Genomic DNA, 21,984 nt, shown 5'->3' with positions numbered 1-21,984 from the left:
TAAATTCGTTGATACGGTCGGTATCTCGACCGGGCGGGCCCGATTGCCCGCGCAAATCAACGGCGACCCCCTATCCCCGGCTCGCGACTTCGATGTGCTCCGTTTTTGTCTTACGGTTCTTCTGCTCCGAGGAATGCGACAATGCGCAACAACACGCCGGTCAGCCAACATGAATACCTGCTCGACGACGACAAGACCATCGTCTCGACCACCGATCTGCAGGGCAATATCAACTACGCCAACCCCTATTTCATCGAGGTGAGCGGCTTCACGCAAGAGGAGCTGATCGGCGCGCCGCAGAATATCGTGCGCCATCCCGACATGCCGGTGGAAGCGTTCGCCGACCTGTGGGCCACCATCAAGGGCGGCATGCCGTGGACCGGCATGGTGAAGAACCGCTGCAAGAACGGCGACTACTACTGGGTGCTGGCCAATGTGACGCCCGTGATCGAGCAGGGCAAGCCGGTCGGCTACATGTCCGTGCGCACCAAGCCCAGCCGCCAGCAGGTGGCCCAGGCCGACGCCCTGTACCGCCAGTTCAAGGCCGGCAATCCGCAGCGGCTGCGCATCGTCAACGGCCGCGCCGTGTCGACCGGCGTGCTGGCCCGGCTGGGCGCATTGGGCAAGCTGTCGTTCAGCCGCCACGTCGCGCTCAACGCCTGCTTCATGACGCTGATGATGGCCGTGTTTGCCGTCGCGTTCTGGCGCATCGACGGCAGCACCACCGACGGCGCGCGCATGGCGCTGACGGCGGCGGCCGCCCTGTCGGCCCTCGTGATGCTGACTTTCTGGAGCAGCCTGCAACGCACCGTGGCCGGCCCCCTGCGGCGCGCCACCAGCGCCGCCCGCAAAATGGCCGGCGGCGACCTGACGGGCGTGATCGAGGTGCCGCGCGACGACGAAATGGGGCAGCTGCTGGCCGCGCTGCGCCAGACCAACGTCAACCTGCACAGCATCATCGGCGACGTGCGGCGCAATTTCGACGAGATCGCCCTGGCCACGGGCGAAATTGCCACCGGCAACCTGGACCTGTCGGGGCGCACGGAGTCGCAGGCGTCGAGCCTGCAGCAGACGGCGGCCAGCATGGAGCAGCTCACCACCAACGTCCAGCAAAGCGCCAGCAGCGTGGCCAGCGCCAACGAGCTGGCCGGAAGGGCTTCGCGGGTGGCCGAGCAGGGCGGCGAGATCGTGTCGCGCGTGGTGCATACGATGGACGAAATCAGCACCTCGTCGCGCAAGATCCAGGACATCATCGGCCTGATCGACGGCATCGCCTTCCAGACCAATATCCTGGCCCTGAACGCGGCCGTGGAGGCGGCCCGCGCCGGCGAGGAGGGCCGCGGTTTCGCCGTGGTGGCGGGCGAGGTGCGCAGCCTGGCCCAGCGCGCGGCTACGGCGGCCCATGAGATCAAGCAGCTGATCGACCTGTCCATCGTCAAGGTCAACGCGGGCGCGGCGCTCACCAGCAGCGCCGGCGCCACCATGCATGAAGTGATCGCTTCCGTGTGCCAGGTGACGCAGGTGATGGACGAAATTTCCACCGCCACCCGCGAGCAGAGCCACGGCATCGGCCAGGTCAACATGGCCGTGGTCCAGATCGACGACCTGACGCAGCAGAACGCTGCGCTGGTGGAGCAGGCCGCCGCCGCGGCCGGCAACCTGGCGCAGCAGGCGCAGCACGTGTCGCAAGCCATGGCCGTGTTCAAGCTGCAGGCCGTGCGCGCGCCGGCGACCGGTGCCGGCACGGCGCCGTCCCAGCGCCGCGGGCCGCCCCGACCTCCGGGCCAGGCGCGGCAACCGCTGCGGCAACTGGCCTGAGGCTGAGAGCCGCAGCGGCACGCCGCCCGCCGTTTCCCATTATCATGTCGCTTCGAGGATAACGGGGCGGTGAATGATGGACACGGCGGCGCGGCGTATCACGCTGGAAGGCAAGGGATGGGAATTCGAGGCGGCGCCCGGGACGACCGTGCTGGCGGCGGCCGAACAGGCCGGCATCCGCCTGCCCAGTTCCTGCCGCAACGGTACTTGCCGTACTTGCCTCTGCCAGCTGCGCAGCGGCAGCGTGCGCTACCGCATCGAGTGGCCGGGCCTGAGCCTGGATGAAAAACGCGAGGGCTACATCCTGCCCTGCGTGGCGCTGGCCGAGACGGATTTGATCCTGATCGCCCCGGCGGCCAAAAAGACGGCCTGACGGCGAGGCCGCGCTAGCCGGCCCTGGCCACCACCCGCACCACCGTTACCCGGTAGTCCGCAAAGCCCATGCGCAGGTAGAGCTGGTGGGCCGCTTCGTTGGCTTGCATCACGTGCAGGTAGGATTGCTCGTCGCGCAGCATGTGGCGCCGTATCAGCTTGTTCATCAGGCGCCGCGCCAGGCCCCGGCCCTGGAAGTCGGGATGGGTGCAGACGCCGCTGATTTCGCGCAGGCCCCGGGCGCAGGTGCGCTCGCCGGCCATGGCGATCAGGCGCGAACCGTCGAAATAGCCGTAGTAGTCGCCCAGTTCGATGGTGCGGGGGCCGAACGGGCCGGGCCTGGTCAGCGCGGCCAGCGCCACGGCCTGGTCGACGTGTTCCGGTCCCAGCGGGATGGCGTCCGGCGCAGCGTCGGTGGCGGGCAGGGGGCCGTTCCACACCATGCAGACCATGGTCGCTTCCACTTCCACGCTCCAGCCATCCGGCGCGCTGCCGGACCAGCCGGCGCAGTAGAACCGTTCGCCCGGCGCGCAATAAGGCGCCAGGGCCGCGAAGTCGGGCTGTTCCGGCTCGGCAAAGGCAATGATGGGGGAAAAGCCGGCGGCATAACGGCGCGCGGCGCCGGCGCCGCTGGCGAACTGCGCCTGGGGGCCGCTCAGGGCGTGCCAGAAAATGTTGTCGAGCTGTTCGTGCATGGCGCGGACGGGGATGGCTGAGGTGACGTCAGTGTAGCATCGGGCCTGGAACGCCGCCGGGGCCGCGATCAAGCCAATTCCGGGCCAACACCGGGCCAACACCGGGCCAACACCGGGCCAACACCGGGCCAACATCGGACCAACATCGGGCCGCCGTCAAGGCCGCGCATGGCGACGGCCCGCCAACGCTATCCGAGATCCGCCCGCCGGGGCGCGGCCGATCTGCCCGCTGCTGCTTACGGCCCCTTGCGCAGGCGACTCAGCAGGGCTTCGGTGCTCTCGCTCATGGGCAGGCCGTGGCGGCGCAGCAGCTGGATGTTGAGGACCATGTTCTCGAGCACCAGCTTGGCGGCCACGGCCAGCAACGTCAGCTGTTTGTCTTCCTCGCTGAAGTTCTCCATCGCATCCGCCATCTCGCACAGGTGGTTGGCGATCAGGGCGCGCAGCTCGTGTTCGTTGAACGGCAGGTCGGCAAAGTCGATCGGGTCTTCCTGCTCCACTTCCTCCATCAGCAATTCCAGTTGTTGCGGGGTAATCGACATGATGCGCTCCGGTGGTTGGCACGGTTCAATTGTAGACCGGCCTCCGTCCGAACCGCGTTAGAATCGTTGTTTCGATGACGAATTCATAACGGCGATGGCGCACCTGATCTTTACCCAGCAGCTGGCCCGTTTCCTGCCCGTGCCCGAGGTGGACACGGCCGCCCCGGACTTGCGCGGCGCGCTGGACGACGCCTTCGCCGGCCAGCCCCGGCTGCGCGGCTACGTGCTCGACGAGCAGGGCCATTTGCGCGAGAACGTCGTCATCTTCATCGACGGCCAGCGCACGCGCGAGCGCCAGCGGCTCGACGATGCCCTGCGTCCCGATTCCCGGGTCTACATCCTGCAAGCGCTTTCCGGAGGTTGACATGGCAGCACGCGCCTTTCTTGGTACCCGCAAGGGTTTGTTCGAACTGGCGCCGGCGAACGGCGTTTGGCAGCTGGGCGCCAGCCATTTCCTGGGCGACCCGGTGTCCATGGTGCTGCCCGATGCGCGAGACGGCGCCCTGTACGCGGCGCTCAACCTGGGCCATTTCGGCACCAAGCTGCACCGGCTCGACGCTGGCAGCGACACGTGGACGGAAGTGGGCGTGCCGGCCTATCCGGCCAAGCCGGAGGATAGCCAGGACAAGGTGGAATGGAAACTCAGGCAGATCTGGTCGCTGGCGGCCGGCGGCGCCGACGAGCCCGGCGTGTTGTGGGCCGGCACCCTACCCGGCGGCCTGTTCCGCTCGGCCGACCGGGGCCAGACGTGGCAGCTGGTGGAGTCGCTGTGGAACGCGCCCGAGCGCGCACAGTGGTTCGGCGGCGGCTACGACGTGCCGGGCATCCACAGCATCTGCGTCGATCCGCGCGACAGCCGTTCGGTGCTGGTGGGCGTGTCGTGCGGCGGGGCCTGGCTGACGACGGACGGCGGCGCCAGCTGGACGCTGCGCGGCAAGGGCATGAACGCGGCCTACATGCCGCCGGAACTGGCCGACAACCAGGCCGTGCAGGACCCGCACCGCATCGTGCGCTGTCCCGGCGCGCCCGATACGCTGTGGTGCCAGCATCATTGCGGCATCTGGCGCAGCACGGACAACGGGGCGCAGTGGACGGAAGTGCTGACGGCGCCGCTGTCGAGTTTCGGCTTCGCCGTGGCCGCCCATCCGCAGGACGGCGAGACGGCCTGGTTCGTGCCGGCCGAGGCCGACCAGCGCCGCATCCCGCCCGGCGCGGCCCTGTCCGTCACCCGCACGACGGACGGCGGCCAGACGGCGGCGGCTTTGCGCAGCGGCTTGCCGCAGGAACATTGCTACGACCTGGTCTACCGCCACGGCCTGGCCATCGACGACGACGGCAAGACCTTGCTGATGGGTTCGACGACGGGCGGGGTGTGGCTGTCCACCAACGGCGGCGAGCACTGGCAAACCATAGGCACCAGCCTGCCGCCCGTGTATGCGGTGGCGTTCGGCTGACGGCCTGCCCGCCGTTCAGGCCTGGTCGTAATAGGCCAGGAACATGTCGACCGTCGTGTCCAGCACGCGCTGGCGGCTGGCCGCATCCAGCGGCGGCTGGCCCAGCGTGACCTGGGGCCAGAATGCGAACGTCTTGAGCTGGCCCTGCAGGAAGTGGGAGGCGAACTGCGGCTCGGCCCGGCGCAACTTGCCGTCGGCCTGGGCGCCCCGTATCCAGGCGGCCACGCCCTGTTCCTTTTCGCCCAGGCGGGCCACCATTTCCTGCGCCCGCGCCGGGGTGTGGATGGTTTCCGCGATGGCCACCCGGGCCAGGTCGAGGAAATAGGCATCTTCCAGCAGCTGCATCTTTTGCTCCAGCAAGGCCAGCAGCTGGGCGCGCAGGGGCGTGTCGGGCCGGTAAGGCAAGTCCATGCGGGCCGCGCTGCTGTCCCACAGTTGCTGCAGGATGTGGTTGAACAGCTCATCCTTGCTGGGGAAATGGTTGTACACGGTGCGCTTGGAAACGCCGGCCTCGGCCGCGATCTTGTCCATGCTGGTGGCTTCGAAGCCGGCAGTGCGGAAGGCGGCGATGGCGGCGTCGATGATGGCCTGGCGCTTGCGGTCGGTCAGGCGTTGCGGGGCGGGGGAGGTGGACATGGGTTTATTTTACACTGACTGGTTTACTTTTCCAAAAATTGGAACTACACTGTGTAGTGTAATTTAAGTGAAATGACCGTGTAATTCAGCCCGCATCCCTCCGGAGCCTCCGCCATGACGACCATAACCGCCCGCCTCGACGCCAACTTGAGCCAATACCACCAAAAGGATGGCAAATACCGCAATCCGGCCCGCATGCGCAAGGGCGGTCTGCTCAAGAGCCTGGGCATCCTGGTGCGTTTCCTGTTCGCCAAGCCGGCCAATACGGTGCCCAGCCAGCCCATCCCCGTCCACGCGCTCACCAAAGAACAATTGTTCGAGGCCGATGACAATAGTTTGTTCCGCCTCGGCCATTCGACCCTGCTGCTCAAGCTGGGCGGCCAGTTCTGGCTGACCGATCCCGTGTTTGCCGAGCGGGCCTCGCCCGTGCAGTGGGCCGGGCCGCAGCGCTTTCACGCGCCGCCCATCACCATCGCCGATTTGCCGCCCATCCACGGCGTGATCCTGTCGCACGACCATTACGACCATCTGGACAAGGCCGCCGTGCTGCAGCTGGCCGAGCGGACCACGCACTTTGTCGCGCCGCTGGGCGTGGGCGACACGTTGGTGAGCTGGGGCATCCCGGCCGGCAAGGTCCATCAGCTGGACTGGTGGCAAAGCAAGCACCTTGACGGCGTCAAGCTGGTGGCCACCCCGGCCCAGCATTTTTCCGGCCGCGGCATGTTCGACGGCAACCGCACCTTGTGGTCGTCCTGGGTCATCGAAACGGCGCACACGCGCATCTTCTTCAGCGGCGACAGCGGGTATTTCAAGGGGTTCAAGGAAATTGGCGACATCTACGGTCCGTTCGACCTGACCATGATCGAAACGGGCGCTTACGATCCGCAGTGGCCGGACGTCCACATGCAGCCGGAGGAAAGCTTGCAGGCCCACCTGGATTTGCGGGGCAAGGTGTTACTGCCGATCCACAACGGCACCTTCGACCTGGCCTTGCACGCCTGGCACGAGCCGTTCGAGCGCATCGTGGCGCTGGCCAGGGAACGCCAGTTGCCCGTTGCCACGCCCGCCATTGGCAAGGCGCTGAGCCTGACGGCGCCGCATGCGGACGAACAGTGGTGGTTGCACGCGCTCGCTTAAGCGACTGTATTGATCAGTTTGCCGATGGTCTGGCCCAAGGTGTTCACCTGGGGCTTGGCGGCAGTGAGGGCGGCGGGCAGCGCCTGCTGGGAGGGGGGCGGTTTTTCGATCGCGTTGTCGATCCGCACCGGCGTGGCCGCCTTCAGGGCCGGCTGGGCGGCCTGGCGGCTTTGCTGCTGGGTGCTGCTGAGCTGTTCCTTGTCCTTCGTCAGCTGCGTCTGGCTTTGTTCCAGCCGGCTTGCATCCTGGTTGACGCGCGTCTGATCCTGCTGCACTTGCCTTTCGGCCAGTGCCACGGATGCTTGCAACGTGTTGACGGATGACACGGAAGCCACGATTTGCCCCTCGGTAATAAATTCTCCTGGGTCGATCTCAGCAGCAATATCTTTGGACGCAAAGATACAGGATCGCTATCAATCAGGTACTACTCAAGCGTAGGTCAAAATCGTCCAGGACGCCAGCAGTATCTGCGATGGCGCTAGTGTGCCTTGACGGTGTAGGTGGTCCGTTGTGGTCCCGCGCCCCGGATTTCCAGCCTGCGCCAGCCGGCCGGCAAGCTCGCCGGGTGTTGGACCAGGCCGGCCGCTGTGATGTCGAGTCCGCCGAAACCGAACAGCAGCGCCTGCAACACGCCACCGGCGCCCGTGGCGAAATACGGATTGCTGCCGCCGGCCGTCTCGGCCAGCACGCCGAACGGCGCCAACTGGTTGGGGCGATAGCTGTCCAGGAACAGGCGGTAGGCCTGTTCGGGCTGGCCGCTGCGCGCGTACAGGGTGGCCAGGATGGCGTGCGACATGGCCGGGCCGGCGGGCGACATGCGCGGCCCGTAGTAGGCCAGGTCGCGGGCGATACGGTCCGGCGCGCTGACGATGGCCAGCGGATAGGCCAGCAGGTTGGCGTCGGCCTGCTTGATGGGCACGCCGTCGTAGGTGGCGTTTTCGCGCGTGGTGCCGTCGGCGAAGGTCAGGATGGGAATATTGGCCGCCACCTGTTCCCAGTCCGGATCGGGGGCCAGGCCCAGCGCTCGGGCGGCGGCCGTGGCGTTGCGCAGCACGGTGATCGCCATGCCGTTGGTGTAGGCGTTGTTGTCGATGTTTTCCTGCCACTCGTTGGCGCCGATCACGTTGTTGATCTCGTAGCGGCCCGGCCCCTTGCGCTCGACCCGGCTGGCCCAGAAATCGGCCACTTCCTTGAGCACCGGATAGCCGCGCGTGCGCAGCCATTCGCGGTCGCGCGTGACCAGGTAGTACTGCCAGAAGGCCCAGCCCACGCTGGCCGTGATGTGTTGCTGGAACGGCCCGGTCAGCGCCCACACGGGCGTGCTTTCCTGGCCTTCGCTGGCCGATTCCCACGGGAACATCGCGCCCCGGTAGCCGTGGCTGAAGGCGTTCTGCCGGGCCGCGGCCAGGCGCTGGTAGCGGTATTCGAGCATGGAGCGGGCCAGCTCCGGCTGCAGCGCCAGCAGCGGGCGCAACATCCACACGTCCGCATCCCAGAAGATGTGGCCGTTGTAGCCCAGGCCGGACAGGCCCATCGGCGACAGGCTGTAGGCGGTGCCGGCCCGCACGAAGGCATACAGGTGGTACAGCATCAGGCGCATGTCGCGCTGTACGGCCGGATCGCCGTCGACGACGATGTCGCCTTGCCACAGCTGGTCCCAGGCGCGGCGGTGGGCGGCCAGCAGGCGTTCCCGGCCTTCGAGCGCCGCGTACAGGGTCAGGCGCTCCGCTTCGTTGTGGGGATCGGCCACGTGGGCCGACGAGATCACCGAGCCCACCAGCGCGAAGCGGTAGTGTTCGCCGGCCTTCAACCGGCGGGTGAATTTGGTGGCGTGCATCGGGTAGTCCCACTCTTCGTGCACCAGCGCCGGGCGTTCGCCACCCTCGAACACGAAGGCGGTGGCGGCGGCCAGCGTGTGCTTGCCGGACGGGCTCTTCGCCACCGAGGTGGTGAGGCCGATGCTGGCGTGCGGACGGTCGATCAGCGCGTACAGGTTATGCACGTCGCGCAGCACGTCGGGCGATTCGATCACGCTGGCCGGGGTGACGGTGACGTCCGCTGTCGCGCTCAGCTCGACGGTGGCGATGGCGCTGTAGGGCAGCTGGCGCAGTGCGGCCACCGTGTGGCGCACATGCAGTTTGTTGGGCAGGTCGAATTCCGTGACCAGCTCGGCGTGGCGCAGGTCGAGCCGCTGGCGCACGCCGCTGACGGCGGCGGCATCGAGGCGGCGGCCGTCCACGTCCAGCGTCAGGTTCATGAAGTTGAAACCCTTGAGGATGTTGTCGACGCGGCCGCGGCCATAGTTGTCGTAGGCGCCGTTCAGGACGGTTTCGCCCAGCTTCATCGGTTCGCGCGAGGACACCAGGCCTATCATGCCGTTGGCGACCGTGACGCCGAAGTAGGGCGCACCCGCAATGGGCGCGGCGCTGACGTTCCAGCCATCGCCAGCGATATCGTTATTGTCGGCGGCGGCCAGCAGCGGCAGCGCCAGCAGGCAGAGGGCGAATAGTTTCATCGGCAAGTCCATCCTGGTGTGGGCCTTGTGGGGTCGGCCCTGTAGGGTCTGACCCCATCAAAAACGGTAGGGTCTGACCCCATCAAAAACGATGCTATCAAAAAAAACCGGCGGGCGAACCCGGCCGGCAAATGAGGGATCATTGAAACAAGCAACTACGTAACGCGCCGGAGCCGGCAGGCTCCAGCGCTGCTGCGTTGGTTACGGCCAGCCGTCAGAAGCGATACAGCACCGATGCCTCCCACGAGCGGCCGAAGATGGGACGGGCGAACACGGTGCCGCCGGCGCCCGCGCCGATGATGCGGGCATTGCCTTCGGTCAGGCCCAGTTCGTTGCTCAGGTTGTTGCCGGACAGGCGCAGCTCGACCTTGTCGCCCAGGCTGACCAGCACGCCCGCGTCGATGGTGTGGTACTGGGGCAGCACTTGCTGGTTTTCCACATCCGAATAGCGCTCGCCGACCGAGGTGTAGGTCGCATACAGCTTGGCGTTGTTGTCGCCGAACGGGATGCGGTAGGTCGGCGTCAGGCGCAACTGCAGCCTGGGCTGGCGCTGCACGCGGTTGCCGGTATTGGGGCCGAAGTCCTTGTATTTGGAATCCTGGTAGTCGCCCGACATGGTGATCTGCAGGTCGCGCAGGGGACGCACGGCCAGTTCGAACTCCACGCCATCGGCCGTGGAACCGCCGACCGACGCGATCTTGGTGCCGTCGGCCAGGAACTGCTGGTAAGGCACGCCCTTGAAGTCGTTGTGGAAGAAGGTCAGGTAGGCGCTGTACATGCTGCCCACGGTTTTCAGGCCCAGCTCGTATTGCTTGACGTCCACCTGCGGCAGCAGGGTGGTGTTGTCGACATTGGCCTGGCTGCCGTTGTTGCGCAGGTCCTCGAAGGTCGGCAGGCCGTGGCCCGAGTTGGCGCGGGCGAAGATGCTGAAGTCCTTGGCCAGCTTGTAGTTGCCGCCCAGGGTGTAGGAGGTGGCGTTGTCGCTGCGGGTCAGGCCGGTGGTGGCGGCCGTCGTCATCGAGGTATTGTTGTTGTAGATGGTCAGCGGATTGTTGTCGGCGTCGCCCGAGGTCAGGTTGGCCAGCGAGCCGTTCAGGCGCTGGCGCTCGCGGCGCACGCCGGCATCGATCCGGATCACGTCGTTGATCTTCCAGTCGTCGGAGAGGAAGGCGGCCGTGTTGTGGCCGTTGTAGTTGGCGTTGACGGCGTAGAAGGTGGCGCCGTCGCGGCCCGCCCCGTTGGCGACGATGACGCCGTTGTCCAGCCTGACGCTGATGGGACGGGCGTTGCTGGTCGCCGTCATCAGGGTGCCGTTACCCAGGTACCACTGGTCGTGCGAGGAGTAGTCGGCAAAATAGACGCCGCCCGTCAGCGTATGGCCGGGCACCACTTCCTTGCTGACGCGGAATTCGTCGGTGGTGGACTTCAGGTTCTTTTCCACCGACCAGATGCCGGCCGACATCACCTGCTGGTTGCCGGCCACGGGCGTGCCGTCGGCCGCGTAGACGGCGGTGCCGGTGGTGGCGGGCTTGCCGGCGGCGGCCGTCACGGCGGCATTGGCGTTGGCGCTGGCGACGGCGTTGCCGAGGTAGGCATTCATGGTCAGCGGCGAGTTGCCGGTGAACAGGGCCAGGGTGGGCGCGTCGCCGCTGAAGTGGTTGAATTTGTTGCTGACCTGCCAGCCTTCTATGTTCTGCGCGAAGTCGGCGCCGAACACGGTGGCGTGCAGGCCGCGGCCGTCCGCCAGGTCTTTCTGCACCGTCTTGCCGGGCGCAACTTCCAGCGTCACGTTGCGCAGTTCGTTGCTGAGCGGGGTGCCGGTCAGCGGATCGAAGCCGGGGAAGGCCGAGGGTTTGCCGCCATTGGCGGAGCTGACCAGCGGCACGCCCGTGTAGAAGGCGTTCTTGTCGTCCGTGGTGCGGGCGTAGAAAGTCAGTTCGCCCTGCTCCAGCTTGCGCGTCAGGGTGGCCGTCAGCTGGCTGCCGTCGTCGGCGGGGAACTGGCCGTCGCGTACGCCCTGGCTGGTGCGGGTGAAGCCGCCGATGCTGCCATACCAGCCGTCGCCGATCTTGCCGCCGTAGTAGCCGTCCACGCGGCGCATGCTGCCGGTGCCGGTGGAGACGCGCAGGCTGCCTTCGGGCGTGTCGCTGCCTTTTTTCAGCAGGAAGTTGACGGTGGCGCCGGGCTGGGCGTTCGAATAGATGGTGCTGGGGCCGCCGCGCAACACTTCCACGCGCTCGACCGTGTCGTCGATGCGGAACAGCGACGAGTTTTCCATGAAGGACAGGGTCGGGGTCGGGTAGAGCGGCGAGCCCATCATCTGCACGGTGACGAACGGAGCGTCGCCGCCGGACGGGAAGCCGCGCACTTCAATGTTGGCGCCGGCATTGCCGCCGCTCGATTCGGCGTACACGCCCGGCACCAATTTCAGCAAATCGGCCGTGCTGCTGGGCGCGGCCTGCTTGATCTGTTCTTCGGACGCGGTGGTGATCGAGTAGGAAGCATCGATCTTGCGGGTGCCGCCGGTGGCCGAACCGGTCACCACCACCTGCTGGATTTCCGTGGCCACGCCGTCCTTGGCCGGCTTGGGTTCGGCGGCCTGCTGGGCGGCTGCCTGGTTGGCGAGGGTCAGTACGGCCAGGGAAATGGCGGATAACAAGAACTTGTTCTGGGTTTTCATTGTGCAATGCTCTCTTATTGGTATGAATCGTGTCGTCTCCGGACAGTGCGCCACCTTTAAAACAGCATCCAAGGCAGTTCCATCCCCATCTCCATCCTATGCTCAAAAGTTGGGCATAAGCTGAAGATTGGCCATTGAAACAAGAAATGTTATCGATGTCAATTGAAATGTTATCGATGTCATTTTTTACGACAACGGAAAAAAATCTGTCATAATGCGTCCGCCTACCGTGATTTTATTGATGAGAGTTTAATGCCTGCGAACAAAGTTGGAGCCCGCAAGACCGAGACGGCATTGACGATGGAGGACCTCGCCAAGCTGGCGGGCGTGTCCAAGATCACCGTCTCGCGGGCGCTGCGCGACAGTCCGCTGGTCACGCCGGAAACGCGGGAAAAGATACGCCAGCTGGCCACGGAGCAGGGTTACCGTCTCAACATCAGCGCCCGTAACCTGCGCATGCGGCGCAGCTATTCGGTGGCGGTGGTGGTGGAAATGACGCCGGTGCGCGGGCGCCCGATGTCCGATCCCTATCCGCTGGAACTGCTGGGCGGCATCACGCAGGAGCTGACCACGGCCGGCTACAGCGTGGTGCTGACGTCGAAACAGTTGATGGATACGGCGCCGGTGCAGGGCGCCGACGGCTTGATCCTGCTGGGCCAGGGCTCGCACGGCGAAGCGGTGCGCACCTTGCAGCTGACCGGCATGCCGCTGGTGGTGTGGGGCGCGCCGGAGCCGGGGACCGACTACATCGTGGTCGGTTCCGATAACCGCAAGGGCGGCATCAGCGCGGCCGAACGCTTCATCGCGCAGGGCCGGCAGAAGCTGGTGTTCCTGGGCGACGTGGACCACGCCGAAGTGCAGGAACGCTGCGCCGGCTTTATCGACGCCATGGGCGGCCAGGCGACGGTGCACATCATCCGCCCCAAGGCCTTCACCTTCGAGGCCGGCTTCGACAGCATTTCCGCGCTGTTGAAAAAGAAGGGCGCCAGTTTCGACGGCGTGTTCGCCGCCAGCGACCTGCTGGCGATGGGCGCGATCCGCGCGCTGGCGGAAAAGAATCTGCGGGTGCCGGAGAACGTTTCCGTCATCGGCTACGACGACACGCCCAGCGCGGCCAGCTTCGTGCCGCCGCTGACCAGTGTGCACCAGTATCTGCGCGACGGCGGCGTGTTACTGGCCAAGAAGATGCTTGGACTGATAGAGGGCCAGCCCGTGCAGTCCGAGATGTTGCCGACCACATTGATGGTGCGCCAGACCTGACGGCGCGCCGCCAGTAGCTTCCCTGAAGTAAGACAATAGACGCAGAACATTGCCAGGTTTGACTGTTTTGTAAAATCCAAACCGCTTTGGATCGCGTTTTTCCCCTCAAATAACGTGTTTTAAAGGATTGCACTGTGCAGCAGCCTGATCGCCCACTCCACACTTACCCGCTCGAAGCATGGTGCATTCGGGAGACCTCGTTCGATACCGCCTCGCATTTCCTCGATGAGACGCTGTTCGCCCTGGGCAACGGCTACATCGGCCTGCGCGGCACGCACGAGGAGGGTTACCACGGCCCGGCCGGCACCTCGCTGGACGGCAGCTACCTGAACGGCTTCTACGAATCGGAGCCCATCCAGTATCCGGAAGCGGCCTATGGCCTGGCCAAGACCAACCAGTTCATGCTCAACGTGCCGAACGCCAAAGGCATCGAACTCTGGCTGGAAGACGAGCGCTTCGACCTGCTGCAGGGCAGTCTGCAGCAGTATGAGCGGGTGCTCGATTTCCGCACCGGCCTGCTGACCCGCACGCTGGAGTGGACGTCGCCCCAGGGCCGCCGCATCGCGCTGCGCAGCCGGCGCCTGGTGTGCTTCGAGAACAAGCACCTGTTCGCGATCGACTACCAGGTCACGCCGCTCAATTTCGGCGGTCGTCTCAGGCTGGTGTCGGCGCTGGACGGCGCCGTGAAGAACCTGGAGGCGGGCGACGATCCGCGCGTTGGCTCGGCCATCTCCGGCCAGTCGCTGCACATGGTCGGCCACGAGCAGAACGTGGGCCTGGCGGCGCTGGTGCAGCGCACCCACAACAGCGGCTTCATGCTGGTCAGCGCGACCGACACGGAACTGGCCGGCGCCGACGCCACCCTCACCATCGCCCGCGCGGAGCAGCGCCTGAGCCAGACTTTTGAACTGCGGGCGCAGGCGGGGCAATGCATCACGTTGACCAAGTACGGCAGTTATTTTTCGTCGCGCGACTATCCGGAAGCGGAGCTCTTGGAACGCAGCAAGGCCACGCTGGCGCAAGCGCGCGAGGCCGGTTTCGAGGCGCTGTGCATGGCGCAGCAACAGTACCTGGCCGACTTCTGGCAGCAGGCCGACGTGCAGATCGCCGGTGACGACGCGCTGCAGCAGGGCATCCACTTCAACCAGTACCACCTGCTGCAATCGGTGGGGCGCGACGGCCGCACCAATATCTCGGCCAAGGGCGTGACGGGCGAAGGGTATGAAGGCCACTATTTCTGGGACACGGAGATCTACATCTTCCCCTTCTTCCTGTATTCGAAGCCGGAAATCGCCCGCAAGCTGCTGGAGTACCGCTACGCCGGACTGCCGCAGGCGCGCGAACGGGCGCGCCAGATGTCGCACGCCGCCGGCGCGCTGTACCCGTGGCGCACCATCGCCGGCGAGGAGTGCTCGGCCTACTTCCCGGCCGGCACGGCGCAGTACCACATCAACGCCGACATCGCCTATTCCATCAAGCTGTACATGGAGGCCACCGGCGACGACGAATACCTGCTCCGGCACGGCGCGGAAATCGTGATGGAGACGGCGCGCATCTGGATCGGCATCGGCAGCTACGACCGCGAGGGCCGCTTCGTCATCAACCAGGTGACGGGGCCGGACGAATATACGGCGCTGGTCAACAACAACTACTACACCAACGCCATGGCGCGGATGCACCTGAACTTCGCGGCCGACATCGCGGAGCGCCTGGCGCAGGAGTATCCGGCCGAATTCGCGCGTATCGCCGGCCTGGCCGCGCTCGAGGCGGACGAGCCGGCCGCATGGCGGCGCGCCGCCGCGCGCATGCATCTGCCGTATGACGAGGCGCTGCGGATCCACGCCCAGGACGACAGCTTCCTGTCCAAGAAAGTGTGGGATTTCGCCGGCACGCCCAAGGAAAACTATCCGCTGCTGCTGAATTACCACCCGATGGTGATCTACCGCCATCAGGTCTGCAAGCAGGCCGACGTGGTGCTGGCGCTGCTGCTGCTGTCCGACCAGTTCACGCTGGAAGACAAGCGGCGCGACTTCGATTACTACGAAGCCGTGACCACCCACGATTCGTCGCTGTCGTCCTGCATCTTCAGCATCATCGCAGCGGAAGTCGGGTACCACGACAAGGCCTACGACTACTTCATGGAGACGGCGCGGCTCGACCTCGACGACACCCACGGCAATACGCATTACGGCGTCCACACGGCGGCGATGGCCGGCACCTGGATGGGCGTGGCCTACGGTTTCGCCGGCATGCGGGTGGTGGACGGCGCGCTGCACTTCGCGCCGGCGCTGCCCCGGCAGTGGCAGCACTACAGTTTCAAGATCCACTTCCGGGGCGCGCTGCTGGAAGTGCACGTGGCGCCGGGCCGCGCCGAATACCGGCTGTTGCAGGGCGAGGCGCTCGCGTTCAGCCACCGTGGCGAAGCGCTCGCGCTCACGCCGTCCGCGCCGGTCCAGTCGCGCGCCATTTAAGGAGCTTGGTATATGACTATCCGATTCAAAGCCGTCATCTTCGACCTCGATGGCGTCATTACCGACACGGCCCACTACCACTACCTGGCCTGGAAGCGCCTGGCGGAATCGCAGGGCGTGCATTTCGACCACGCCTTCAACGAGAACCTGAAGGGTATCGACCGCATGGGGTCGCTCGAGATGATACTGGCGTCGGCCGGCAGGGCGTATTCGCTGCAGGAAAAGCTGGCGCTGGCGGACGAGAAGAACGAACATTACAAGACGCTTATCGACACCATGTCGGCGGCGGATCTGCTGCCCGGCGCGGTGCAGGCGCTGGACGCGGTGCGCGCGGCGGGCCTGAAGATCGGCCTGGCTTCCGTCAGCAAGAACGCCTTTACGGTGCTGGACCACCTGGGCATTGCCGCCAAGTTCGACTATGTGGTCGACGCGGCCACCATCGCCCGCGGCAAGCCGGACCCGGAAATCTTCCTCAAGGCGGCGCGGGAGCTGGGGGTGGCGCCGGCCGATTGCCTGGGCGTGGAGGATGCCGTGGCCGGGGTGGCCGCGATCAAGGGCGCGGGCATGTATGCGCTCGGCATCGGCAAGCCGGAGGTGCTCACGCAGGCCGACCGGGTGATACCGGGGCTGGCCGAATTCACTCTCGCCGCGATCTGAAAACATAATAAATAATATAAAAAATTCCGGAGACAACATGAAAAACCAGCGCATCCTGGTGGCCCTGTTCCTGATCTACTTCATGTTCGGCATCCTGCTGAACAGTGTGGGGACGGTGATCCTGCAGGTCATCAACAATTACGACGTGAGCAAGTCCAGTGCCAGTGTGCTGGAAGGTTTTAAGGATCTGCCGATCGCCATCGTCTCGTTCCTGGTGGCGTCCTTCCTGCCGCGCCTTGGCTACAAGAAGGCGATGCTGATTGCGCTCGTCATCGTCAGCTGCGGCTGCGTGGCGATGCCGCTGGTGCCCGCCTTCTGGACAGCCAAGCTGCTGTTCCTCAGCGTCGGCGTGTCGTTCGCGCTGGTGAAGGTATCGGTCTATTCGACGCTGGGCCTGATCGCCACCGACCGCCGCCAGCACGCCAGCACCATGAACCTGCTGGAAGGCTTCTTCATGCTGGGCGTGCTGAGCGCCTATTGGGTGTTCAGCTTCTTCATCGATTCCGACCACCCGAAATCGCAAACCTGGCTGCAGGTCTACTGGGTGCTGGCCGCGCTGTGCGTGGCCACCTTTGCGCTGCTGCTGTTCACGCCCTTTAACGAAGACATGGCGGCGCTGCCGGCCGAGCGCAGCCTGGCGCAGGATTTCGCCGCCATGCTGAAACTGATGCTCAAGCCCCTGGTGTGCGTGTTCATCGTCACCGCCTTCCTGTATGTGCTGATCGAGCAAAGCGTGGGCACCTGGCTGCCGACGTTTAACAATGAAATCCTCAAGCTGCCGGCGGCGATGAGCGTGCAGGTGACCAGCATCTTCGCCGCCTGCCTGGCCATCGGCCGGCTGTCGGCCGGGGTGCTGATGCGCCGCCTGAACTGGTATCCCGTGATGAATGCCTGCGTGATCGGCATGGGCGCGACCGTGCTGCTGGCGCTGCCGCTGACGCATGACGTGGTGCTGGACCCGCACATCAGCTGGTCGAGCGCGCCCCTGGCCACCTTCCTGTTCCCGCTGATCGGCTTGTTCATGGCGCCCATCTACCCCGGCATCAATTCGGTGATGCTGAGTTCCCTGCCCAAGCACCAGCATTCGGCCATGACCGGCCTGCTGGTGATCTTCTCGGCGCTGGGCGGCACCACGGGATCTTTGATCACGGGTTATGTGTTTGGCAACTTCAGCGGCCATTTCGCCTTCTACCTGACCCTGGTGCCGATCTCTATCATTCTGATAATGTTATATTTTTTCAAAAAATCGGTTGATGATGGTGGAAGAGAATTTGACGGCTCCGCTATAATCAGCGGTCAACATTGAAGTACTGCACATGAATCTGAAGAGTCTTGCGAGTTTGCTCGGCATGTCGAAAACCACGGTCAGCCGCGCTTTGAACGGCTATCCCGAGGTGAGCCGCCGCACTCGCGAGCGCGTCCTGAAGGCGGCCAAGGAGTCAGGCTACCAGGCCAACCCCATGGCCCGCAGCCTGGCGCTGGGGCGTACCAATGTGTTCGGCATCATTTATCCGCTCTCGCCCAGCGACCTGGGCGACCCCATGTTCCTGGACGTGGTGGGTGGCATGTCGGAGGCGTTGGAGGCGGCCGGCAAGAACCTGATCATCGCGCCCGTGTCGGCCCAGAACGAGCAGCCGTCCTACCAGCAGGTGGTGCGCGGGCGCCGCGTGGACGGGCTGGTGGTGGCGCGTACGCTGGTGCATGACGAGCGCATCGCCTTCCTGAGCAAGGTGGGTTTTCCGTTCGTGGCCCACGGCCGCACGGAACTGGATGCCCCCTATGCCTGGTTCGATTACGACAACGAGGCCGGCATGCGGCTGGCCGTGCAGCATCTGCTGGCCCACGGCCACCAGCGCATCGCCATGCTGAGCGCGCCGCTGGAACTGAATTTTGCCCGCCAACGGCACGACAGCCTGCTGGCCATCCTGGCCGAGGCGGGGCTGACGCCCGACCCGCGCCACCTGATCGCCAACACGCTGGACCGGCGCAGCGGCCATCACGCCATGATGCAGCTGTTGGCCTGCTCGCCGCGGCCGACGGCCGTAATCGTAGACAACCACTTGTCCGGCGTGGGCGCCGTGCGGGCGCTGGTCGATGCGGGTATCGTGATCGGCAAGGAAATGTCCATCATCGTGTGGGGCAACATGCCCGATACGCTGGTCTGTTCCGACGTGACCATCATCGACCAGCCGGAACCGCGCCGCGCCGGCGAGCGCATGATCGCCATGCTGCTGGCGCTGGCCGACGGCACCCCGGCCGGGGAATTGCATGAGCTGTGGCAGCCCGTGCTGGTGCCCGGTTCGACGGTCGGACCCCGTCCCGCGTAACGCGCGCGGCAGGACGAAAAAATGGGGACGTACCCCTTTTTTTTAAAACGGGAGGCGTCTGCCTCCCGTTTGCTTTGCAGCGGTACTGCCCGCTTACATGTTGCGGCGGTACTGGCCGCCCACCTCGAACAGCGCGGTGGTGATCTGGCCCAGCGAGCAGACGCGCACGGCGTCCATCAGCTTGTCGAACACGTTGGCGTTGTCGATGGCGGCCTGCTGCAGCGCGGCCAGCGCGGCCGGCGCGGCGGCCGCGTTGCGGGCGTGGAAGTCTTCCAGGCGCGTGAGCTGCGACTGCTTTTCATCGTCGGTGGAACGGGCCAGTTCGATCTTCTGCGGCGCGTCGCTGGCCTTCGGATTGCGGAAGGTGTTGACACCGATGATGGGCAGCGTGCCGTCGTGCTTCTGGTGCTCGTACAGCATGGACTCTTCCTGGATCTTGCCGCGCTGGTAGCCCGTCTCCATCGCGCCCAGCACGCCGCCGCGCTCGGCGATGCGCTCGAACTCCTGCAGCACGGCTTCCTCCACCAGGTCGGTCAGCTCGTCGATGATGAAGGAACCCTGGTTCGGGTTCTCGTTCTTGGCCAGGCCCCATTCGCGGTTGATGATCAACTGGATCGCCAGCGCGCGGCGCACCGATTCGTCGGTTGGCGTGGTGATGGCCTCGTCGTAGGCGTTGGTGTGCAGCGAGTTGCAGTTGTCGTAGATGGCGATCAGGGCCTGCAGCGTGGTGCGGATGTCGTTGAAGTCGATCTCCTGCGCGTGCAAGGAGCGGCCCGAGGTCTGCACGTGGTACTTGAGTTTCTGGCTGCGGTCGTTGGCGCCGTACTTGTCGCGCATGGCCACGGCCCACAGGCGGCGCGCCACGCGGCCCAGCACCGTGTATTCCGGGTCCATGCCGTTGGAGAAGAAGAACGACAGGTTGGGTGCGAAATCGTCGATGTGCATGCCGCGCGCCAGGTAGGCTTCCACGAACGTGAAGCCGTTCGACAGCGTGAAGGCCAGCTGCGAGATCGGATTGGCGCCCGCTTCGGCGATGTGGTAGCCGGAGATCGACACCGAGTAGAAGTTGCGCACCTGGTGGTGCACGAAGTACTCCTGGATGTCGCCCATCACCTTGAGCGAGAACTCGGTCGAGAAGATGCAGGTGTTCTGGCCCTGGTCTTCCTTGAGGATGTCGGCCTGCACCGTGCCGCGCACGTTCTGCAGCACCCAGGCACGGATCTTGGCCGCTTCGTCGGCGCTCGGTTCGCGCTGGTTCTCGGCCTTGAACTTGTCGACCTGCTGGTCGATGGCCGTGTTCATGAACATGGCCAGGATGGTGGGGGCCGGGCCGTTGATGGTCATCGACACCGAGGTGCTGGGGCTGCACAGGTTGAAGCCGTCGTACAGCACCTTCATGTCGTCCAGCGTGGCGATCGACACGCCCGAGTTACCCACCTTGCCGTAGATGTCGGGACGGATGGCCGGGTCGGCGCCGTACAGGGTGACGGAGTCGAACGCGGTCGACAGCCGCTTGGCGTCCATGCCGGTGGAGACCAGCTTGAAGCGGCGGTTGGTGCGGAAGGCGTCGCCTTCGCCGGCGAACATGCGGGTCGGGTCTTCGCCTTCGCGCTTGAAGGCGAACACGCCGGCCGTGAACGGGAACGAGCCCGGCACGTTTTCCAGCATCAGGAAGCGCAGCACTTCGCCATGGTCTTCATAGCGGGGCAGGGCCACCTTGCGGATCTTGGTGCCCGACAGCGTGTGCTGGACCAGGCGGGTGCGGATTTCCTTGTCGCGGATCTTGACCACGTAGTCGTCACCCGCATACGCTTCCTGCAGGTCGGGCCACTGGGCCAGCAGCTTCCTGGCGCCGGCATCCATGGCGCTGTCGCGCTCGGAAATGAGGTGGTCGAAGTCGGGGCCCAGGTCCATGCCCGCCTTGGCGGCGGCCAGCATGCGCTTGGCTTCCGTCAGCTGCTGGCGTTCGCGCGCCAGCGTGACCTGCTTGCGGGTGAACTTGTGGTAGCCGCGCACGGTGTCGGCGATTTCGGCCAGGTAGCGCGCGCGCGCCGGCGGCACGATCACGTGCTTGCCGCTCGAGTACTTGACGTCGACGGCGGCCAGCTTGCCCGCCTTGGCCTGCAGGCCGAACTGGGCCAGCCTGGGCAGCAGGCCTTGATAGAGGGCCGTGACGCCGTCGTCGTTGAAGCGCGACGCCTGGGTGCCGTACACGGGCATCTCGTCCGGGCGCTTGGACCACAGCTCGCGGTTGCGCTGGTATTGCTTGGCCACGTCGCGCAGTGCGTCGAGCGCGCCCTTGCGGTCGAACTTGTTGATGGCGATGAAGTCGGCGAAATCGAGCATGTCGATTTTTTCCAGCTGCGAGGCGGCGCCGAATTCCGGCGTCATCACGTACATGGACACGTCCACGTGCGGTACGATGGCCGCGTCGCCCTGGCCGATGCCCGACGTTTCCACGATCACCAGGTCGAAGCCGGCCACCTTGCAGGCGGCGATCACGTCCGGCAGCGCCTGCGAAATCTCGGAGCCCGCTTCGCGCGTGGCCAGCGAGCGCATGAACACACGGCTCTGGCCAGCCCACGGGTTGATGGCGTTCATGCGGATGCGGTCGCCCAGCAGCGCGCCGCCGGATTTGCGGCGCGACGGGTCGATCGAGATCACGGCGATGTTGAGCGCGTCGCCCTGGTCCAGGCGGATGCGGCGTATCAGTTCATCGGTCAGCGACGATTTGCCGGCGCCGCCCGTGCCGGTGATGCCCAGCGTGGGCACGCCCAGGCCCACGGCCGCGTCCAGCAGCTCGGCGCGCAGGGCAGGGGAAGCCTTTTCGTTTTCCAGCGTCGTGATCAGCTGGGCCAGCGGACGGTGGCGCTGGGCGATGTCGCCTTGCTTGAGCGGGGCCAGCGAGGTGGGCGAATACTGGGACAGGTCGATGTCGCACTGCTGCACCATCCACTGGATCATGCCCACCAGGCCCATGCGCTGGCCGTCTTCCGGGCTGAAGATCTTGGTCACGCCGTAGGCATGCAGGTCCGCGATTTCGTCCGGCACGATCACGCCGCCGCCGCCGCCGAACACCTTGATGTGGGCGCCGCCGCGCTGCTTGAGCAGGTCGATCATGTACTTGAAATATTCGACGTGGCCACCCTGGTAGCTGGAGATGGCGATGCCTTGCACGTCTTCGGCCAGGGCCGCCGTCACCACTTCATCGACCGAGCGGTTGTGGCCCAGGTGGACCACTTCCACGCCGTTCGACTGCAGGATGCGGCGCATGATGTTGATCGAGGCGTCGTGGCCGTCGAACAGGGACGCGGCGGTGACGAAGCGTACCTTGTTGGCCAGCTTGGGCTGTTCCGGCACGGCGGCGATTTTCGGAGCGGAGAGGTCGTTCATGGGTGTCCTTGTAGTTCTGGGCGCGAG

The 21,984-nt window shown here is 65.5% G+C and carries 17 protein-coding genes; 10 read left to right on the top strand and 7 right to left on the bottom strand.

Annotated elements, in window-relative coordinates:
• The first annotated feature begins 141 nt into the window (after positions 1-141).
• Together AC3WOS_RS02760 and AC3WOS_RS02755 are read left to right on the top strand one after the other, a co-directional pair.
• Positions 142-1,818 carry a methyl-accepting chemotaxis protein gene (locus tag AC3WOS_RS02760; RefSeq protein WP_492714303.1) on the top strand — a complete coding sequence of 559 codons (1,677 nt, stop codon included), beginning with the start codon at positions 142-144 and terminating at the stop codon, positions 1,816-1,818.
• Between the two features lie 73 nt (positions 1,819-1,891).
• Complete coding sequence (locus AC3WOS_RS02755) at positions 1,892-2,191, top strand: 2Fe-2S iron-sulfur cluster-binding protein (RefSeq protein ID WP_492714302.1); 300 nt, start codon at positions 1,892-1,894, stop codon at positions 2,189-2,191.
• Between the two features lie 13 nt (positions 2,192-2,204).
• Here the strand turns inward: AC3WOS_RS02755 and AC3WOS_RS02750 are convergent, their stop codons facing one another.
• Entirely contained in the window at positions 2,205-2,957 is a 753-nt protein-coding gene (locus AC3WOS_RS02750) for a GNAT family N-acetyltransferase (protein ID WP_492714301.1), read from the bottom strand.
• A 164-nt stretch (positions 2,958-3,121) separates the two neighbouring features.
• On the bottom strand, positions 3,122-3,427 hold the full coding sequence (locus AC3WOS_RS02745) for a hypothetical protein (RefSeq protein WP_492714300.1): 306 nt from the start codon (positions 3,425-3,427) through the stop codon (positions 3,122-3,124).
• 94 nt (positions 3,428-3,521) lie between these two features.
• On the opposite strand from AC3WOS_RS02745, the gene AC3WOS_RS02740 reads away from it, so the two are divergent.
• Both AC3WOS_RS02740 and AC3WOS_RS02735 read left to right on the top strand, forming a co-directional pair.
• Positions 3,522-3,791: a ubiquitin family protein gene (locus AC3WOS_RS02740; protein WP_492714299.1), complete on the top strand. Its 270-nt coding sequence runs from the start codon at positions 3,522-3,524 to the stop codon at positions 3,789-3,791.
• A gap of 1 nt (position 3,792) precedes the next feature.
• Entirely contained in the window at positions 3,793-4,881 is a 1,089-nt protein-coding gene (locus tag AC3WOS_RS02735; RefSeq protein WP_492714298.1) for a WD40/YVTN/BNR-like repeat-containing protein, read from the top strand.
• Positions 4,882-4,896: 15 nt separating this feature from the next.
• Here AC3WOS_RS02735 and AC3WOS_RS02730 read toward each other — a convergent pair whose 3' ends face one another.
• A complete protein-coding gene (locus AC3WOS_RS02730) occupies positions 4,897-5,517 on the bottom strand; it encodes a TetR/AcrR family transcriptional regulator (RefSeq protein WP_492714297.1) in 621 nt (206 codons plus the stop codon).
• A gap of 114 nt (positions 5,518-5,631) precedes the next feature.
• Here AC3WOS_RS02730 and AC3WOS_RS02725 point away from each other — a divergent pair, with 114 nt between their 5' ends.
• Positions 5,632-6,654, top strand: coding sequence for an MBL fold metallo-hydrolase (locus AC3WOS_RS02725; RefSeq protein ID WP_492714296.1), 1,023 nt, complete (start codon positions 5,632-5,634; stop codon positions 6,652-6,654).
• Here AC3WOS_RS02725 and AC3WOS_RS02720 read toward each other — a convergent pair.
• From AC3WOS_RS02720 to AC3WOS_RS02710, 3 genes are all read right to left on the bottom strand, one after another.
• Positions 6,651-6,989: a hypothetical protein gene (locus AC3WOS_RS02720; RefSeq protein WP_492714295.1), complete on the bottom strand. Its 339-nt coding sequence runs from the start codon at positions 6,987-6,989 to the stop codon at positions 6,651-6,653. The genes AC3WOS_RS02725 and AC3WOS_RS02720 overlap by 4 nt on opposite strands.
• A 143-nt stretch (positions 6,990-7,132) precedes the next feature.
• Complete coding sequence (locus tag AC3WOS_RS02715) at positions 7,133-9,169, bottom strand: kojibiose hydrolase (RefSeq protein WP_492714294.1); 2,037 nt, start codon at positions 9,167-9,169, stop codon at positions 7,133-7,135.
• Between the two features lie 214 nt (positions 9,170-9,383).
• Positions 9,384-11,849 (bottom strand): TonB-dependent receptor, encoded by a 2,466-nt coding sequence (locus AC3WOS_RS02710; RefSeq protein WP_492714293.1) that lies wholly within the window; start codon positions 11,847-11,849, stop codon positions 9,384-9,386.
• 252 nt (positions 11,850-12,101) lie between these two features.
• On the opposite strand from AC3WOS_RS02710, the gene AC3WOS_RS02705 reads away from it, so the two are divergent.
• The 5 genes from AC3WOS_RS02705 (at position 12,102) to AC3WOS_RS02685 (ending at position 18,564) form a co-directional block, all read left to right on the top strand.
• Positions 12,102-13,109, top strand: coding sequence for a LacI family DNA-binding transcriptional regulator (locus AC3WOS_RS02705; protein WP_492714292.1), 1,008 nt, complete (start codon positions 12,102-12,104; stop codon positions 13,107-13,109).
• 134 nt (positions 13,110-13,243) lie between these two features.
• Complete coding sequence (locus AC3WOS_RS02700) at positions 13,244-15,580, top strand: glycoside hydrolase family 65 protein (RefSeq protein WP_492714291.1); 2,337 nt, start codon at positions 13,244-13,246, stop codon at positions 15,578-15,580.
• 12 nt (positions 15,581-15,592) lie between these two features.
• A complete protein-coding gene (pgmB, locus tag AC3WOS_RS02695) occupies positions 15,593-16,237 on the top strand; it encodes a beta-phosphoglucomutase (RefSeq protein WP_492714290.1) in 645 nt (214 codons plus the stop codon).
• A gap of 37 nt (positions 16,238-16,274) precedes the next feature.
• Positions 16,275-17,543 (top strand): MFS transporter, encoded by a 1,269-nt coding sequence (locus AC3WOS_RS02690; protein WP_492714289.1) that lies wholly within the window; start codon positions 16,275-16,277, stop codon positions 17,541-17,543.
• Between the two features lie 10 nt (positions 17,544-17,553).
• Positions 17,554-18,564 carry a substrate-binding domain-containing protein gene (locus tag AC3WOS_RS02685; RefSeq protein WP_492714287.1) on the top strand — a complete coding sequence of 337 codons (1,011 nt, stop codon included), beginning with the start codon at positions 17,554-17,556 and terminating at the stop codon, positions 18,562-18,564.
• A gap of 93 nt (positions 18,565-18,657) precedes the next feature.
• On the opposite strand, the gene icmF is transcribed toward AC3WOS_RS02685, so the two are convergent.
• A complete protein-coding gene (icmF, locus tag AC3WOS_RS02680) occupies positions 18,658-21,957 on the bottom strand; it encodes a fused isobutyryl-CoA mutase/GTPase IcmF (RefSeq protein ID WP_492714285.1) in 3,300 nt (1,099 codons plus the stop codon).
• Between the last annotated feature and the right edge of the window lie 27 nt (positions 21,958-21,984).

This window comes from Rugamonas sp. FW305-51 (assembly GCF_058786935.1).
This window is presented reverse-complemented; position numbering and strand designations above follow the sequence as displayed.